A 16366-nucleotide genomic window follows, 5' to 3' on the forward strand; every position below is an offset into this window, starting at 1 on the left:
CCGTCCATCGCAACGGGGAGATGAGCGTGAGCGTCGAACCGCCGTCATCCGGCCGCCCCACAGGACCTCCCTCCGGCCCGCTGTCCGGGCCCTCCGGACCACCCCCCGGCCCGCCCTCCCAGCCGCCCACAGGCGGAGGCGGCGGCAGCCAGGACGGACAGCCCCACCAGCCGTGGTGGAGGTCCGCGCCCCGGATCGCCGTACTCGCCACCGCCGTTGTGGTCGCCGCGGTCCTGGCCGTGGTCTTCACCCGTCCGGGCGGCGGCTCCGGGAAAGGCGGCGAGGTCTTCCTCCAGGCCGCCGACAGCGCCGGACAGGACCCGTACACCGAGTCCACCGCCACGAAGAGCTCCGTCGCACCGGCAACCTCCGCACCTGCCGCGCCGGCTGCGTCGGCGGAGCCGGCCAACGAGGTACGCGGGGTGGACGGCGGGGCGCCCGGCCTCTACAGCGGTACGAAGAACAGCGGCAGCTGCGACGTCGACAAGCAGATCAGGTACTTCCAGGCCTCGCCCTCGCGCAACAAGGCCTTCGCCGCACAGGTCGGCGTCCGGCCCTCCGGCGTCCCCGCCTACCTGCGCTCCCTCACCCCCGTACAGCTGCGCGCGGACACCCGGGTCAGCGCCCACGGCTACCGCGACGGCAACTCGACCACCTATCAGGCCGTCCTCCAGACGGGCACCGCGGTCCTCGTCGACGGGCACGGGATGCCCCGGGTGCGCTGCGCCTGCGGCAACCCGCTGACCTCGCCGGTCGCGCAGAAGAGCACCCCGAGGACCACGGGCACCGCCTGGTCCGCTTACCGGCCCTCCAACGTGGTCGTCGTCGCACCCGCCGCGCAGATCGTCAACGTCTTCGTCCTCTTCGACCCCGAGCACGGCGACTGGTTCGGCCGCCACCGGGGCGACCACAGCGGGCACGAGGACCGCCCGGCGAAGCCCCCGGCCAATCCCAACCCGATGAACCCGCCGGTCCACCACGGCTGCCCGCCCACGCCCGGCAGGACGGGCAGCCCAGGCGCCACGCCGTGCCCGTCAGCCTCCACCGGCCCGTCGAGGCCGTCCAGCCCCGGCACCGGCTCGAAGTCCCCGTCGTCGAACTCGCCGTCCTCGAAGCCGCCCTCGTCGGAGTCTCCGAAGACCGAATCCCCGAAGACCGAATCCCCGAGGTCCGAAGCGCCGGCCCCGGAGTCGTCGGCGCCGGAATCCCCCAAGTCCGAGGCCCCGCCCTCCGCGCAGCCGCCCTCCCCGGCGTCGCCCGGCCCTCAGTCCGCGGTGTCCTCAGCCGCCCCGGTGTCGCCGCCGGCCCCGCCCAGCTCGGCTCTCTCCGCGCCCCCGGGGTCCGAGGGCCCCGGTTCTCCGGCGATGTGACCAGCGTGACGACTTTTGTGCGCGGTCGGTGAACACGCCGGGGACTGTGGGACCACACTCTGGGTACGAGCATGGTTGCAACGCAGACCCGGCCGGAACCGGCCTCCTGGAGAGACACGCATGATCGAACACGTGGGCGGGGCAGTGATACCGACTGGCTTCGACGTAACCGTGGATCCGCTGCGGCGGGCGGCGCACTACACCGGAGAACCGGGCTGTATCGCCGAGGCACGGGACTTCGCGGCCGGCTTCCTGGAGCAGCTCAGGACCGAGTGGTGCGCCACGATCGACCCCCGGGCCGACGGCGAGCTGCTCCTGGTGGTGAGCGAGCTGATCACCAACGCGGACCGGCACAGCAACGGCCCGTACATCCTCGAACTGGAGGGTACGGACAGCGCGGTCCTGGTCTCCGTGTACGACAGCAGCGCCGCCATGCCCCGGCGCTTCCCGAAGGACCCCGAGCGGATCGGCCGGCACGGCCTGGAGATCGTCCACGCCCTGGCCGCCGAGGTCACCGCCGAGCGGGTGCCGGTCGGCAAGCGGGTGCGCGCGCTGGTGCCCCTCTCACACTGATCACACATCACACAGACACACGGACGCGCACTCACCACGGGCGCCGCCCCACGCGCCGGTGCGGGGCAGCGCCCAGTAGCCCCGTCGTCAGGCGCAGCCGAGTTCGCCCAGCATCCCCTGGCGCAGGCGTGTGATGATCCGCTTGATGAGGCGGGAGACATGCATCTGGGAGCAGCCGAGCCGCTCGCCGATCTCCGCCTGGGTGGCCTCCTCCACGAACCGCAGATGGATGATCTCCCGGTCCCGTTCGCTCAGCTCGGCCATGAGCGGGGCCAGCGACTGGAAGTCCTCGACGAGCCGCAGGCCCTCCTCCTCGACGCCGATGAAGTCCGCGAGCACGGCCTCGCCGCCCTCGGGGCCGTCCCCGGTGAGCGCGGCGTCCAGGGAGGAGGAGTTGTAGCCGTTGGAGGCCAGCTGGCCCTCGATCACCTCGTCCTCGGACAGGTTCATCAGCGTGGCGAGCTCGGCCACCGTGGGATCCCGGTCGAGGCGGCTGGAGAGTTCCTCGCGCGCCTTGGCCAGCTCCACCCGCAGCTCCTGGAGCCGGCGCGGGACGTGCACGGCCCAGGTGGTGTCACGGAAGAACCGCTTGATCTCGCCCACGATGTACGGCAGCGCGAAGGAGGTGAACTCGACCTCGCGCGACAGCTCGAACCGGTCGATGGCCTTGATCAGGCCGATCATCCCGGTCTGGACGATGTCCTCCATGTCGTCGCCCCGGTTGCGGAACCGTCCGGCCGCGAACCGCACCAGCGACATGTTCATCTCGATGAGCGTGTTGCGGGCGTACTGGAACTCAGGTGTGCCTTCCTCCAGCTCGCCGAGCCGCTGGAAGAACTGGCGGGACAGTTCCCGCGCGTCACGCGGGGCGACAGTCTTCGGGTCCTCGATTCCGGGAAGCGCTCCCTCTGCCGAGCGCTCCCCGACAGAGTGCGCGGTGGTCGCTGCTTCCGACCGGATCCCGGCGGTATTCATTACCTCTCCCACGAATGTCACGGTTCCGCGTCCTGCCTCTTCAGCCTGTGTCGTTCCGGCCCTGTCCAGTGATCGCCCTGCCCCGCATACCCGGTGGCGGGCATCCCATGCGTGCGTGACAGACGGGTACCCGGGGTGACGCGACGCATGCGTACCGTCCACCGGGCTGGCGGAAAACAGACGGTGCAGCTTCATGGAGGTCACTCTCCGGCGCGTACGGCCGTGATCAACTCGTGCCAGTACCGCTTGGTGACGACACCGCCGTACCGCGACTCGATGAGCTCCCGGACACCGGCCAGCAACCCGTTCCGGGCGGGTTCGGGCAGGGCGCGGTGGTTGGAGTAGGTGAGGAGTGCGTCCAGGTACGCGTCGGTCGTGTACCTGATCTCCTGGGCGTGGCCGTGCACGGCGACGTCCGTGAAGTGCGGGGAGCCGGTGAACTCGGCCGTGTCGGTGGCGATCTCCGACTCGTGGGTCAGCCGCAGCCCCGGCGGTGTGGCCGGGTCCCAACGCTCGTAGCACTCCTGGACCTCGGCGAAGAAGTCCTCCGTGCCGCCCGCCACATGGTGGGTCGTGACCACGGCCAGCAGTCCGCCGGCGCGCAGCGCCCGAGCCGCCTTGGGCACCCGCACCGCCGGGTCGATCCAGTGGAACGCGGTCGCGCACACCATCGCGTCGAACGGCTCCGGCGGCAGCTCCCACCGCTCGAAGTCCGCGGTCACGACGTCCACCGCGGAAAAGGAGGCCAGTTGCCGGCGGGCCACGGCGGCCAGGGACGGGCCGAGCTCCACGGCCGTGATCGCACAGCCGGACCCGGCGAGATCGACGGTGAGCTGGCCGGTGCCCGGAGCGATCTCCAGCACACGGACACCCGGGGCGGCGCCCGTGACCCGGCCCAGCTCCTCGATCAGCGTCGGGGGATACCGGGGCCGTGCGCGCTGGTAACGCTCCGCGTCCTGGTCGAAGGTGTCCCGCAGCTCCGGCCCCATTCCCATGAACTCCAGCGCATCCATGCCGGGCAGCATGCCGATCCCCTTCCGCCACGTGCCAGTGCTTTTAGGCTGTGGGGGTGAGCAGCCAACCGCCGAACCACGCCCCTGTCATTCCCCTGCGCCCGCGGGAGCCGGCTCCCGAGCCCAGGGAACCCCTCTGGCGCGACCTGGTCGGAGACGTCCTGCGGCGGGAACGGCTGGCCCAGGAGCGCACCCTCAAGGACGTCGCCGAGGAGGCCCGGATCTCCATGCCGTATCTCTCGGAGATCGAGCGCGGCCGTAAGGAGGCATCCTCCGAGGTCCTGGCGGCCGCCGCCCGCGCCCTCGGCCTCGACCTCGGCGGCCTGCTGTCCCTGGTCCAGTCCGAGTTCGCCCGAAAGACCGCTGTGGGCCGGCCCGCGCCTGGGCCTTACAACGGCCTGTGCCTGGTCGCCTGACGGCGGTTCAGCGCTCGTTCTGCTCCCGCAACTGCCGGAAGAACGCCCGGACATCGCCCACCAGCAGGTCCGGCTCCTCCATGGCCGCGAAGTGCCCGCCCCGGTCGAACTCCGTCCAGCGCACGACGTTCTCCGTGCGGTCCGCCTTGTGCCGCAGTGGACGCTGCGGTTCGGCCGGGAACAGGGCGAGGGCGGTCGGTGCCGTCGACGGTTCCAAGGGCGCGGTGGCGCGGGGGCCGGTGGCGTGCGCCCGCTCGTAGTAGATACGGGCGGACGAGGCGGCCGTACCGGTCAGCCAGTACAGCATCACGTTGGTCAGCAGCCGGTCGCGGTCCACCGCCTCCTCGGGCAGCTCCTCGGAGTCCGTCCACTCCCGGAACTTCTCGACGATCCAGGCGAGTTGTCCCACCGGTGAGTCCGTGAGCGCGTAGCCGGGCGTGTGCGGGCGGGTGCTCTGCAGGATGGCGTAGCCCGTGCTCTCCCGGGTCCAGGCGACCCAACGGCGCCAGGAGTCAAGGGTGTTCGCCTGCTCCGCGGGGTCGAGCGCGGCCAGCTCCTCGGCGGTGGGCTCGGTGGCCTGCTGGGCGCCGGGGAGCAGATTGAGGTGCACGCCGATCACCCGCCCGGGGTGGGCGCGGCCCAGCTCACGGGAGATCACCGCGCCCCAGTCACCGCCTTGCACGCCGAACCGCTCGTAGCCCAGCCGCCCCATCAGCTCGGCCCAGGCGTCCGCGACCCGGCCGGCCTCCCAGCCGGGTTCCGTGGTGGGACCGGAGAAACCGAAACCAGGGATGCTCGGCAGCACCACATGGAAGGCGTCGGCCGGATCCCCGCCGTGCGCCGCCGGATCCGTGAGCGGGCCGACCACGTCCAGGAACTCCACGATCGACCCCGGCCAGCCGTGGGTGATGACCAGCGGGGTTGCCTCCGGCTGGGGGGAGCGGATGTGAGCGAAGTGGACGTCGGCGCCGTCGATCGTGGTCGTGAACTGCGGCCATGCGTTGAGCTGCGCTTCGGCCGCCCGCCAGTCGTACTCGTGCCGCCAGTACCGGACCAGCTCCCGCAGATACGACACCGGGACGCCGTATGCCCAGCCGGCCCCGGGCAGCTCGGCCGGCCAGCGGGTGCGGTCGAGGCGATCGTGCAGATCGTCGAGGTCGCTCTGGGAGATCGAGATGCGGAAGGGATCAACACCCGCGGATGAGGTCATGGTGGGGATGCTAGGGGGTGTCGTCTGGATCATGCCGGCGTCGCGGGCCCTGGCACACACTCGCCCAGAGGGGTGCCCCCGGCGGCGTTGTCGTCACTCGCCGACGTTCCCCAGCCTTCGGCCGGGGGTGCCCCCACCGCGTAGCCCGCCGCGGCAGCGGCTGATTGTCCAGGCCTCCTCCGCCTTGCAGCTGCACGCACCAGACCCCGCTCGGCTCGGTCAAGAGGAACTGTTCCTCACTGCCGACCTGATCCAGACGACACCCCCTAGGCGCAATGCCGATTAGTTTCCGGTCGGGCGCGGGTCGGTACAGATGCCCCGTTCCACGCCCCAGGAGGTGCCCATGACCACCGACGGATTCACCACGTGTCTCTGGTTCGACGGCCAGGCCGAGGAGGCCGCCCACTACTACGTGTCGATCTTCAAGAACTCCAGCGTCGGCCGGATCGGCCGCTACACCGAGGCCGGACCGGGCCCCGCCGGCTCGGTGATCGCCGTCGACTTCACGGCCAACGGACACAAGTTCGTCGCCCTCAACGGCGGCCCGCAGTTCAAGTTCACCGAGGCGATCTCCTTCCAGATCTACTGCGACGGCCAGGAGGAGGTCGACTACTACTGGAGCAAGCTCACCGAGAACGGCGGCGAGCCCGGCCCCTGCGGCTGGCTCAAGGACAAGTACGGCGTGTCCTGGCAGGTCATCCCGGACGGGCTGATCGAGATGATCGGCGACGCCGACCCGGAGAAGGCGGCACGCACCACGCGGGCGATGTACGCGATGGGCAAGCTCGACATCGCCGCCCTGAAGAAGGCGTACGCGGGCGAGTGACCCGCATGGCGACGCGGGGCGGTGTCTCCCGACACCGCCCCGCGCACGCGCCGTGCCGGGTCAGACCCGGTCGGCCACGATCAGCAGGTACTGGAAGCTGCCGTTCTTGTACGCGGTGAGGAACGCGTCCTCGATCCCCGTCACCAGGTGCTCGGCCTGCTTGCGCAGCTCCCAGTAAGGGATCGTCGCCTCGGTGAGGTCCTCGACACGGACCGGCACGAGGCGGTTCTTGGCCAGCGCCCGGAAGTACTCCGACCTCGGGTGGATGTCGCAGATGTAGTGCGCGTTGATCAGGGACACCTCGCGCGAGGCCCGGCCGTAGGTGTCGTTGTTGCAGCCGCTGATCGTTACATAGCGTCCGCCGCGGCGCAGCAGCCGGGCGTGCTCGGCGAAGAGCAGTTCCAGCTCGACGTACATCGTGGACTCGTTGTTCCAGGAGGCCGCGTACGCGCCCGTCTCGAAGCCGGTGTCCAGCATGTTCCGGTGGTGGTAGCGGACCTTGTCGCCGACCACCCGCTTACGGGCCACGTCGTTGGCGAAGTCGGCCTGCTTGGCGGAGATGGTGACCCCGTCGGCGTGGCAGCCGTAGCGCAGGTTCGCCACGATGCTGCCGCCGCCCCGGCCGCAGCCGGCGTCGAAGACCCGGTCGGCCGGCGTGAGCGGGCCGAGGCGGCCGGCCAGCAGCTCGGCCTGGGCGTGCTCCAGGCGGTGCAGCTCGCTGGTGACGCGTTCCTTGCGCAGCTCGGGGTCGGTCTCGTCGAGCACCGACCAGTCGGCACTCGCCGATGCCGTAGTGGTGGTGGTACGGGTCGTCGATCTTTCCGAGTTCGAGGTTGACCGGGTTCTCCTCGGCGTTCCAGTAGTCCGCGACGCGGTTCTGGTACCTGGACTGGGTCGGCACCGGGGCTGACGTGGACGTCTTCCGGGCGACAGGGGTGGTGGCCAACAGTTGCTCCTCGAAGTGTTTCTGACGGCGTTTCGGATTGGCTCGGTGCTACCAGTAGTCGGGCAGGTGGTAGCGGTTGGTGTTGGTGGAGTGCCACTCGTGGTTGCCCGAGACCCAGGCGGCCAGGCCCTCCGCGTAGCGTGCGACCAGCGGCGAGGTGGCGGCCAGGGCTGCCGACTCGTCCTCGAAGGCCTCCATGATCCGGTTGTGGATGCCGACGGACTTCAGATAGGCCGCCTTGAGTCCGCGCCGGTCGTTGGCAGCCACCACCCGGGGCAGGTTGAGGTGGTCCGGGTCGCTCGCCAGCTCCTTGGCGAAGGAGGACAGGTCGTTGACGATCGTGGTCGCGTTGCAGGCCAGCGCCGTGATCCGCTGGATCTCCGGCCTGGCGTAGAGCTGCTCGGGCAAGGTCGCGTTCCCTGATCGCGCGCCGCCGGCCCGCTCCGGTGTCCGGGTCCGGCGAGGGTTGGGCTCAGGAAAGGTCGTTCACCAGCACCGCGGCCCCGTCGAAGTGCCCGGCCTTCAGGTCCCGCAGGGCCTGGGGGGCCTTGGACAGCGGGTATGTGTGGGTGGTCGCGTGGACGTGGTGCCGCTCGGCCAGGGCCAGGAACTCCCGCCCGTCGCCACGGGTGTTCGAGGTGACGCTGCGCAGCTCACGCTCGTAGAACAGCTCCCGCTCGTAGTTCAGCGTCGGTACGTCACTGAGGTGGATACCCGCGACCGCCAGCACCCCGCCCCGGTCCAGGGCGCGCAGTGCGACCGGCACCAGATCGCCGACCGGGGCGAACAGGACGGCGCTGTCCAGCGGCTCGGGCGGCGGCTCGGAGGTGTCCCGTGCCGAGGCCGCGCCCAGTTCCCGGGCCAGCCGCCGGGCCTCGGCACCCCGGGTCAGCACATGCACGGTCGCGCCCTCCGCGAGCGCCACCTGCGCGCAGAGATGGGCGCTGCCCCCGAAGCCGTACAGGCCGAGCCGGCCTCCCGGCGGGAGCGATGCCCGGCGCAGCGCGCGGAAGCCGATGATCCCGGCGCACAGCAGCGGCGCGAGCGCCACGTCGTCGAGGGCGCCGGGCAGCCGGTAGGCGAAATCCGCAGGCACGGTCGTGTACTCGGCGTAGCCGCCGTCCGCGTCCCAGCCGGTGTACTCCGAGTGCGGGCACAGGTTCTCGGCGCCCCGCCGGCAGTAGGCGCACGTCCCGTCCGTGCGCCGCAGCCAGGCCACCCCCACCCGGTCGCCGACCGCGAAGTCCGCCACCTCGGTGCCCATGCCCGCGACCACGCCGACCACCTCGTGCCCCGGCGTCACCCCGGGCCGGTGCACCGGCAGGTCACCCTCCGTGACATGCAGATCGGTCCGGCACACCCCGCAGGCGCGCACCCGGACCAGGAGCTCGTCGGCTCGGGGCACCGGCACCGGACGCCCGACGAGCCGCAGCGGATCCGCCTCGACCGGTCCGGGCCGCTCCACCGACCACGCCCGCATCGTGTCCGTCATGTTGCCCCCTCCGCCGAGGACCGCCGGCTCACCTTCCCCAGTCTCCGCCGGAGTCCGGCGTTCGGCGCGCGGGCGGACCACCGGGTGGCTAGCGTGAGGAACCGGGAGGATCCATGCGATCGGAAGGGCCGCGGCCATGGCGGTACAACCTGAAGGAACACCCTGCTGGGCCGACGCGATGTTCAGCGACCTGGAGGGGGCGAAGCACTTCTACGGCGAGGTCCTGGGCTGGACGTTCGGCGAGTCGACGTCGGAGTACGGCAACTACACCCAGGCCTACGCGGACGGCAAGGCCGTCGCCGCCGTCGTACCGCCCATGCCCGGCCAGGAGGGGCAGTCGCAGTGGTGTCTGTACCTCGCCTCGCCGGACGCGGCGGCCACCGCCGAGAGGATCCGGGAGAACGGCGGTGAGGTGCTGATGGAGCCGATGCAGGTCGGTGAGTTCGGCACGATGTGCCTGGCGCGTGAGCCCAGCGGCGCGGTGTTCGGCGTCTGGCAGGCCGGCGTCCACGAGGGCTTCGAGGCCACGGCCGTACCCGGCGCCTACTGCTGGGCGGAGTTCTTCACCCGCGAGCCCGAGAAGACCGACTCCTTCCTCACCGCCGTCTTCCCCTATACGGCCAAGCAGATCGAGGACGACAACGTCGACTTCCGGATGTTCGACGTGGGCGGGAACACCGTCCTCGGCCGGATGCGGATGACCGACGACTTCCCGCCCGAGGTGCCCTCGTACGTCAATGTCTACTTCACCGTCGACAACTGCGACGAGGCCGTCGCCAGGGCCACCAAGCTCGGTGCTGTGCTGCGCTTCGGTCCGATGAGCAGCCCCTTCGGCAGGTTCGCGGCGCTCACCGACCCGCAGGGCGCCAACTTCTCGGTGATCGACATCACCACCACCGAGGGCGAGCCGCCCCAGGTCAAGGACGTCTGACCAGCACGGACGCAGGGCCACGGCCGGACTCCAGGCCCGGCCGTGGCATGATCGGGCACATGCGTGAACGACTGGTGGCCGCGTGCGACGGGGCTTCTAAGGGAAACCCGGGACCGGCGGGCTGGGCCTGGGTGGTGTCCGACGACGCGGCGACTCCGGCCCGCTGGGAGGCCGGGCCGCTCGGCAAGGCCACCAACAACGTGGCCGAACTGACCGCGTTGGAACGGCTGTTGACGGCCACCGACCCGGACGTGCCGCTTGAGGTCCGGATGGACTCGCAGTACGCGATGAAGGCGGTCACCACCTGGCTGCCCGGCTGGAAGCGCAACGGCTGGAAGACCTCGGCGGGCAAGCCGGTCGCCAACCAGGACCTGGTCGTGCGCATCGACGAACTCCTCGACGGCCGCACGGTGGACTTCCGGTACGTCCCCGCCCACCAGGTCGGCGGCGACCCGCTGAACGACTTCGCCGACCGCGCGGCCAGCCAGGCGGCGACGGTCCAGGAGGCCGCGGGCAGCGGCCTCGCGTCCCCCGAACCGCCGCCGTCGCCGACGCCCGCCGCCTCCGCCGCGGCCCCGCGCCGCAAGGCGGCACCCCGCAAGACCTCCGGCGGGAGCTCCTCGCCGCGCACCATCAAGGCCAAGTTCCCCGGCCGCTGCCTGTGCGGCCGCTCCTACGCGGCCGGCGAGCCCATCGCGAAGAACGCGCAGGGCTGGGGTCACCCGGAGTGCCGTGCGGCGGACGCCTGATCAGACGTCGAAGGTGTAGAACCGCGTGTGGTCGAGCAGGTCCGCCGGCCGCACGTCGTTCCACGGTTTGATCGTCTCGTCCAGGTCGACGACGTCCGGCGTCCCGCCGCCCGGCGCATAGGCTGCCTGCGGGTGCCGGCGCTGCCACTCGGTCCACAGCTTGTCGATGAAGGCGTGGTGAAGCCAGAACACCGGGTCGTTGGGGGAGACCCCGGTGGCCATCTGGCCGCCGACCCAGACATGGACCCGGTTGTGCAGATTGACCCCGCGCCAGCCCTCCAGATGGTTCCGGAAGCCGTACGAGGCGCTGTTCCAGGGCGCCATGTCGTACGTCGGAATGGCCAGCACCGAGTCGACCTCGGCCCGGGTCGGCAGCTCGCGCACCCCCGTCCCGAGCGACCTGCGCAGATAAGTACGGCCGTCCACACGGACGTTGACCGGCCAGTTCCCGCTCGACGCGGCGAACGGACCGTCCACCACTCGCCCGTCGGAGCCGCGGCCGGTACCGCCGAGGAAGTCCGGCGCCCACAGCGGGGCGCGCACCGTGCGGTCGGCGCTCCAGTCCCAGTAGGGGAGTGCCACCGAGGAGTCCACCGACTGCAGGGCCTGCTCGAAGTCGAGCAGGAATCTGCGGTGCCAGGGCAGGAACGACGGCGAACGATGGCCCGTGCGCTCCGAGTCGTCGGTGTCGGACATGATGAAGGCGTTGTGCGTGCGCACGAACTCGTCGTAACGCCCGTCGCGCTTCAGCTCGATGACGGCGGCGACGAACCGCCGCTTCTCGTCGGCGGACAGACTGGCCTGGTTCTTGCGTACGGTCATGTGCTCCTCGGCTCCGGAAGTCCTTGCGGCGGTGGTCAGTTGGCGGGGAACGGCAGCAGTGCGGCGCCCTGCAGCTCGTCGACCGCCGCTCTGGCGGCGGCGCGCGGGGTGCGCACCGGGTCGTAGTGGCTGACCACGCTGATCCAGCTGCCGTCCGCGTTCCGCATCACATGCAGCTCCACCCCGTCCACGAACACCGCGTATCCGGCGCCGTGTCCGGGGTGGTGACCGCCCATGCCGCGCATGCCGGACGGCCGGCCCTGTATCCGGCGGCCCTTGTAGACCTCGTCGAAGGGTTCGAGGGATCCCTCCCGCGGGTGGGCGGCGGCCGAGGCGCCGGGCGCGACCAGGGTCTGGACGCCGGCCGCGGCGGCGAGGGCAGCGGCCGCCGTGAGCGCGCGACGGCGGGTGAGTTCGGGCATACGGATGCTCCTGTGGTGGGTGCGGGTGATGACTCCGTATGCCTATCCGCCGGTTTCCGAGCGGGAGAAATCGCCCGGATCAGGTTGCCCGCGATCAGGACAATTGACCGCATGTCATACAAGCTTCAACGAAGGTGATCTTGCTGTGGCGAGGGGCCGCCGGTCCCGGAACGGGGAATTCCTTGCCCGGGCAACGGTGTTTCCACCGATCTTTCGCGTTGGTCCGCTGTCCGGGTGTCGTGGCTCACTCCGTCGATCTGGCGCGATTCGAAGACCCGGCCAGGCCTTACGCCCGCTGCTACCCTGCGGTGCCAATTGACCACGTTCGGTGAATGCCGGGGGTATGTGTGAAAGTCGTCTGCGTCGGAGGCGGCCCCGCCGGCCTGTATCTGGCGATCCTGCTCAAGCGGCAAAACCCAGCCCATGGCATCGCCGTCCACGAACGCAACCCCGAGGGCTCGACCTGCGGCTGGGGAGTCACCACTGGCGTGCCCTGATGGACCGGCTCCACGCGCACGACCCCGAGTCGGCACGCGCCGTCGAGGAGAGTTCGGTGCGCTGGAACGAGGGCGTCGCCCATGTCCGCGACCGGATCACCCGGCAGCCCGGCGACGCGGGCCACGGCATCGGCCGCCACCGCCTCCTGGAGATTCTCGCCGAACGCGCCCGGTCCCTGGGGGTGCGGCTGGCGTTCGAGAACGAGATCACGCCCGACAACCTCCCCGGGGCGGACCTGGCGGTCGCCGCCGACGGCATCCACAGCGCCCTGCGCACCCGGCACGCCGACGACTTCGGCGCCGAGGTCACCGAGGGCCGCAACCACTACGTCTGGCTCGGCACGACCAAGGTCTTCGACTCCTTCACCTTCGCCTTCGCCGAGACCGAGCACGGCTGGGTCTGGTGCTACGGCTACCCCTACGACGCCGGGCACAGCACCTGCGTCATCGAGTGCGCCCCCGACACCCTCACCGGCCTCGGCCTCGACACGCTGAACGAGGCCGACCAACTGGCCCTGCTGGAGAAGCTGTTCGCCGGCATCCTCGATGGCCATCCGCTGATCGCCGGCTCCTCGGCGGCCGCCTGGCCCACCTTCCGTACCCTCACCAACCGCACCTGGCACCACGGCAACCTCGTCCTGCTCGGCGACGCCGCCCACACCACCCACTACTCCATCGGCGCCGGCACAACCCTCGCCCTGGAGGACGCGATGTGCCTGGCCGACGCCCTGCGCGAGCACGGCGCCGTACCGCAGGCCCTCGCCGCCTACGAGCGGCAGCGCAAGGCCGAACTGCTCTCCGCCCAGAGCACCGCCCGCCTCAGCGCGCAGTGGTACCAGAACCTGCCCCGCTACATCGACCTGCCCCCGCACCGCATGTTCGCCCTGCTCGGCCAGCGCCACTCGCCCCTGCTGCCGTACGTACCGCCGCAGATCTACTACGGCATCGACAAGGCGGCCGGCCGGCTTGAGGTGCTGCGCCAGTTCAAGCGGTGGCTCGGGCCACGGGCGGCGCGCGCCCTGCACTCCCGGTCGTAAGCGTCACCTGACGACGGCATGAGTTGGTGAAAGGTCATTCACCCGATAGGGTGAATTCGCATTCACCTCCATATCTGTGCCGTCCGCAGGAGCGTCGATGGATCAGCCCGCCCCGACCGCCGGCCCCTCGGGCTCGTCCGCCGCACCGCCCCGGCTGCGGCAGCGGCTGACCATCCCGGTCCTGGCGTTCGGCGGGATCCTGATGGCCGTCATGCAGACGGTGGTGGTCCCCCTGCTGCCGGACCTGCCCCGGCTCACCCACGCCTCGGCCGGCACCGTCTCCTGGACGGTCACCGCGACCCTGCTCGCCGGGGCCGTCCTCACCCCGGTGCTCGGCCGGGCCGGTGACATGTACGGCAAGCGCCGGGTGCTCACCGGGGCGCTCGCCCTGATGACCGTGGGCTCCGTGATGTGCGCCCTGTCGTCCGACATCACCGTGCTCATCGCCGCCCGCGCCATGCAGGGTGCCGCCGCCTCCGTCGTACCGCTGTCGATCAGCATCCTGCGCGACGAACTGCCGCCCGAGCGGCGCGGATCGGCGGTGGCGCTGATGAGCTCCACCGTCGGCATCGGCGCCGCACTGGGCCTGCCGCTGGCCGCCCTGGTGGTGCAGTACTACGACTGGCACACCATGTTCTGGCTGACCAGCTTCCTGGGGGCGCTGGGCGTGGCGGCCGTGTGGTGGGCGGTCCGGGAGTCACCGGTGGGCGAACCCGGCCGGTTCGACGTGCTCGGCGCACTCGGGCTGGCCGTCGGGCTGACCTGTCTGCTGCTCGGCGTCTCCCAGGGCGGCCAGTGGGGCTGGGGCAGCCCGCGCGTCCTCGGACTGTTCGCCGCCGCCGTCCTCGTACTGGCCCTGTGGTGGTGGCAGCAACTGCGGACCGAGCAGCCGCTGGTCGATCTGCGTCTGGTGTCCCGGCCCCGGGTCGGCCTCTCCCATGTCGCCGCCCTGCTCACCGGGTTCGCCTTCTACGCCAACTCCCTGGTCACCGCCCAGCTGGTGCAGGCGCCGAAGGCCACCGGATACGGCCTCGGCCTGTCCATCGTCGCCACCGGCCTCTGCCTGCTCCCCGGTGGCGTGACCATGCTGCTGTTCTCGCCGCTCTCCGCCCGGATCTCGGCCACCCGTGGCCCGCGCATCACCCTCGCCCTCGGCGCCGCGGTCATCGCCTGCGGATACCTGGTGCGCATCGCCGACAGCCGCGACCTCTGGCTGATCATCCTGGGCGCCACCGTCGTCGCCACCGGCACCACCCTCGCCTACTCCGCGCTGCCCACGCTGATCCTGCGGGCCGTCCCGGCGAGCCAGACCGCCTCCGCCAACGGCGTCAACGTCCTCATGCGCACCATCGGCCAGGCCACCTCCAGTGCCGCCGTGGCCGCCGTCCTCACGCATCACACCAGCCTTGTCGGCGGCGCCCAGGTCCCCACGCTGCACGGCTACCTGCTGGCGTTCGCGATGGCCGGCGTCATCGCGCTCGCGGCCGGCACGGCGGCCCTGTCGATCCCCGGCGACAAGGTCACGGACGACGCCCCGCGTGCCCGGAGCCGGACCCAGAGCGCCCGCGACGACGCGCTGGAGGGAGCATGAGTGCTGTGAGCACCCGACCAGGCACCAGCCCCGCGCCCGTCCGCCGGGACGCGGAGGCCACCAAGGCCGCCATCCTCAAGGCCGCCCGCCACCTCCTCGCCCGGCACGCGCACGCCGACATCACCCTCAAGGACGTCGCCGAACGTGCCGGAGTCAGCGCGCCGCTGATCCTCAAGTACTTCGGCAACAAGGACGGCCTGTTCGCGCGCGTGATGTCCTTCGACACCGACGCGGCCGCCCTGCTGGACGCACCCCTTGACGACCTCGGCCGGCACATGGTCCGGCATGTCCTGGAGGGGCAGCGCGACCGGGGTGCCGACCCGTTGCTGCGGATCGTCTTCGCACCCCTGCACGGCGACCACGGAGACGTGCTGCGCGCCAACTTCCGCGCCCAGGTGGTCGACCGCGTCGCCGCCCGGCTCACCGGTCCCGACGCCGGCCTGCGCGCCGAACTCGCCGTCGCCCAGCTCATCGGCCTGGGCGTGATGTACGGCATCGCCCGCGGCCCACGGCTGCGCGACTCCGCGATCGACGACATCGCCGACCGCTACGGTCCCGTCGTCCAGTCCCAGTTGACGCCCTGACCGGGCTCAGGCGCCGTCAGGAGCGCCTCGGCGGACCTGCGGAAGGCGGCCAGCAGCCGGGTGTCGTCCCCGGCGCGGGTCGCGAGCACCACATGGCTCGGTTCGACACCGCGCAGCGGGATGGTGGTGAGGTCGGGGCGGATGGCCACGCCGGGCACCCAAGGCACGATCGCCACGGCCTGCCCGGCAGCGACATGTTCGAATTTGTCCTCCACCGCGCCGATCAGCGGACCGCCGGGTGCCGGGCTGCCGTCCGGTCGGGGATCGACACGCCAGAACGCGTTCCAGAGCGGATCCCGCCCCCGGGGCAGCGGTTCATCGGCGATGTCGTCGAGCGTGACCGACTCCTTCCCGGCGAGCCGGTGGTCCAGCGGCACGACCAGGACACGCGGCTCGTCGTAGAGGACCGTCACCCGCAACTCGTCGGTGCGCAGCGGCAACCGGGTCACCACCACGTCCACCTGCCCCGTCAGCAGGGCCTCGCGCGACTCGTTCCAGTCGAGGTGCAGGGTCTGCACCGCAGCGTCGGGGAAGCGGCGGCGCAGATCACGCACGGCCGGGGTGACGAAGACTCCGTTGATGTACCCGACGGTGACCCGGTTGGGCTCGGCGGCGGCCCGGGTGGCGGAAGCGGCCTGGGCGGCGGCCCGCAACAACGCCTCGGCGCGCGGCAGGAACACCTCGCCGGCCTCGGTGAGCCGGGCCCCCTGCGGGGTCCGGTCGAAGAGCCGCGCCCCCAGCAGCCTCTCCAGGCGCTGGACCTGCCGGCTCAGCGACGGCTGGGTGATGCGCAGGGCCTCGGCGGCCCGCCCGAAGTGCCGCTGCTCGGCGACCACGGTGAAGTACCGGACCACCCGCAGATCGAGATCGGCGGCGGAATCCATGTCGGCCATGCCCCCAGGGTAAGCCGTG

15 protein-coding genes and 3 pseudogenes are annotated in these 16366 nt (G+C 71.3%); 9 read left to right on the forward strand and 9 right to left on the reverse strand.

Annotated elements, in window-relative coordinates; genetic code table 11:
- Positions 1-26: 26 nt before the first annotated feature.
- Entirely contained in the window at positions 27-1370 is a 1344-nt protein-coding gene (locus ABZ396_RS14955) for a DUF6777 domain-containing protein (RefSeq protein WP_358926609.1), read from the forward strand.
- A 120-nt stretch (positions 1371-1490) separates the two neighbouring features.
- A complete protein-coding gene (locus ABZ396_RS14960) occupies positions 1491-1943 on the forward strand; it encodes an ATP-binding protein (RefSeq protein ID WP_358926608.1) in 453 nt (150 codons plus the stop codon).
- A gap of 87 nt (positions 1944-2030) precedes the next feature.
- On the opposite strand, the gene ABZ396_RS14965 is transcribed toward ABZ396_RS14960, so the two are convergent.
- Together ABZ396_RS14965 and ABZ396_RS14970 are read right to left on the reverse strand one after the other, a co-directional pair.
- Positions 2031-2918 carry an RNA polymerase sigma factor SigF gene (locus ABZ396_RS14965; protein WP_358926607.1) on the reverse strand — a complete coding sequence of 296 codons (888 nt, stop codon included), beginning with the start codon at positions 2916-2918 and terminating at the stop codon, positions 2031-2033.
- A 200-nt stretch (positions 2919-3118) separates the two neighbouring features.
- Positions 3119-3943 (reverse strand): class I SAM-dependent methyltransferase, encoded by an 825-nt coding sequence (locus ABZ396_RS14970; RefSeq protein WP_358926606.1) that lies wholly within the window; start codon positions 3941-3943, stop codon positions 3119-3121.
- 44 nt (positions 3944-3987) lie between these two features.
- Between ABZ396_RS14970 and ABZ396_RS14975 the strand changes: the two genes are divergently transcribed.
- Positions 3988-4347: a helix-turn-helix transcriptional regulator gene (locus ABZ396_RS14975; protein ID WP_358926605.1), complete on the forward strand. Its 360-nt coding sequence runs from the start codon at positions 3988-3990 to the stop codon at positions 4345-4347.
- A gap of 7 nt (positions 4348-4354) precedes the next feature.
- On the opposite strand, the gene ABZ396_RS14980 is transcribed toward ABZ396_RS14975, so the two are convergent.
- Positions 4355-5557, reverse strand: coding sequence for an epoxide hydrolase family protein (locus ABZ396_RS14980; protein WP_358926604.1), 1203 nt, complete (start codon positions 5555-5557; stop codon positions 4355-4357).
- A gap of 343 nt (positions 5558-5900) precedes the next feature.
- Here ABZ396_RS14980 and ABZ396_RS14985 point away from each other — a divergent pair, with 343 nt between their 5' ends.
- Positions 5901-6383: a VOC family protein gene (locus ABZ396_RS14985; RefSeq protein WP_358926603.1), complete on the forward strand. Its 483-nt coding sequence runs from the start codon at positions 5901-5903 to the stop codon at positions 6381-6383.
- Positions 6384-6443: 60 nt separating this feature from the next.
- Here ABZ396_RS14985 and ABZ396_RS14990 read toward each other — a convergent pair.
- The 3 genes and pseudogenes from ABZ396_RS14990 to ABZ396_RS15000 all read right to left on the reverse strand — a co-directional run bounded on the left by ABZ396_RS14990 (position 6444) and on the right by ABZ396_RS15000 (position 8809).
- Positions 6444-7329: pseudogene (locus tag ABZ396_RS14990) on the reverse strand (geranyl diphosphate 2-C-methyltransferase).
- Positions 7330-7377: 48 nt separating this feature from the next.
- Positions 7378-7737, reverse strand: a pseudogene (locus ABZ396_RS14995) (cyclase); the annotation flags it as partial.
- A gap of 64 nt (positions 7738-7801) precedes the next feature.
- Positions 7802-8809 carry a zinc-binding alcohol dehydrogenase family protein gene (locus tag ABZ396_RS15000; protein WP_358926622.1) on the reverse strand — a complete coding sequence of 336 codons (1008 nt, stop codon included), beginning with the start codon at positions 8807-8809 and terminating at the stop codon, positions 7802-7804.
- A gap of 148 nt (positions 8810-8957) precedes the next feature.
- Here ABZ396_RS15000 and ABZ396_RS15005 point away from each other — a divergent pair, with 148 nt between their 5' ends.
- Together ABZ396_RS15005 and ABZ396_RS15010 are read left to right on the forward strand one after the other, a co-directional pair.
- Positions 8958-9752, forward strand: coding sequence for a VOC family protein (locus ABZ396_RS15005; RefSeq protein WP_358926602.1), 795 nt, complete (start codon positions 8958-8960; stop codon positions 9750-9752).
- Between the two features lie 47 nt (positions 9753-9799).
- Positions 9800-10501, forward strand: a complete 702-nt coding sequence (locus ABZ396_RS15010; RefSeq protein WP_359184707.1) for a ribonuclease H — start codon at positions 9800-9802, stop codon at positions 10499-10501.
- Here ABZ396_RS15010 and ABZ396_RS15015 read toward each other — a convergent pair whose 3' ends face one another.
- Both ABZ396_RS15015 and ABZ396_RS15020 read right to left on the reverse strand, forming a co-directional pair.
- A complete protein-coding gene (locus tag ABZ396_RS15015) occupies positions 10502-11323 on the reverse strand; it encodes a tyrosinase family protein (protein ID WP_358923683.1) in 822 nt (273 codons plus the stop codon). It lies immediately after the preceding gene.
- A gap of 35 nt (positions 11324-11358) precedes the next feature.
- Positions 11359-11745, reverse strand: coding sequence for a tyrosinase cofactor (locus ABZ396_RS15020; protein ID WP_358923681.1), 387 nt, complete (start codon positions 11743-11745; stop codon positions 11359-11361).
- Between the two features lie 332 nt (positions 11746-12077).
- On the opposite strand from ABZ396_RS15020, the pseudogene ABZ396_RS15025 reads away from it, so the two are divergent.
- The 3 genes and pseudogenes from ABZ396_RS15025 (at position 12078) to ABZ396_RS15035 (ending at position 15454) form a co-directional block, all read left to right on the forward strand.
- Positions 12078-13279 (forward strand): annotated as a pseudogene (locus ABZ396_RS15025) (FAD-dependent monooxygenase).
- Between the two features lie 97 nt (positions 13280-13376).
- Complete coding sequence (locus tag ABZ396_RS15030) at positions 13377-14870, forward strand: MFS transporter (RefSeq protein ID WP_358923679.1); 1494 nt, start codon at positions 13377-13379, stop codon at positions 14868-14870.
- Positions 14867-15454 carry a TetR family transcriptional regulator gene (locus ABZ396_RS15035; RefSeq protein ID WP_358923677.1) on the forward strand — a complete coding sequence of 196 codons (588 nt, stop codon included), beginning with the start codon at positions 14867-14869 and terminating at the stop codon, positions 15452-15454. Before ABZ396_RS15030 ends, ABZ396_RS15035 begins: the two co-directional genes overlap by 4 nt.
- Here the strand turns inward: ABZ396_RS15035 and ABZ396_RS15040 are convergent.
- A complete protein-coding gene (locus ABZ396_RS15040) occupies positions 15418-16347 on the reverse strand; it encodes a LysR family transcriptional regulator (protein WP_358923675.1) in 930 nt (309 codons plus the stop codon). The genes ABZ396_RS15035 and ABZ396_RS15040 overlap by 37 nt on opposite strands.
- Positions 16348-16366: the final 19 nt, after the last annotated feature.

It is taken from the genome of Streptomyces sp. NPDC005866 (genome assembly GCF_040629895.1).
GTDB lineage: Bacteria > Actinomycetota > Actinomycetes > Streptomycetales > Streptomycetaceae > Streptomyces.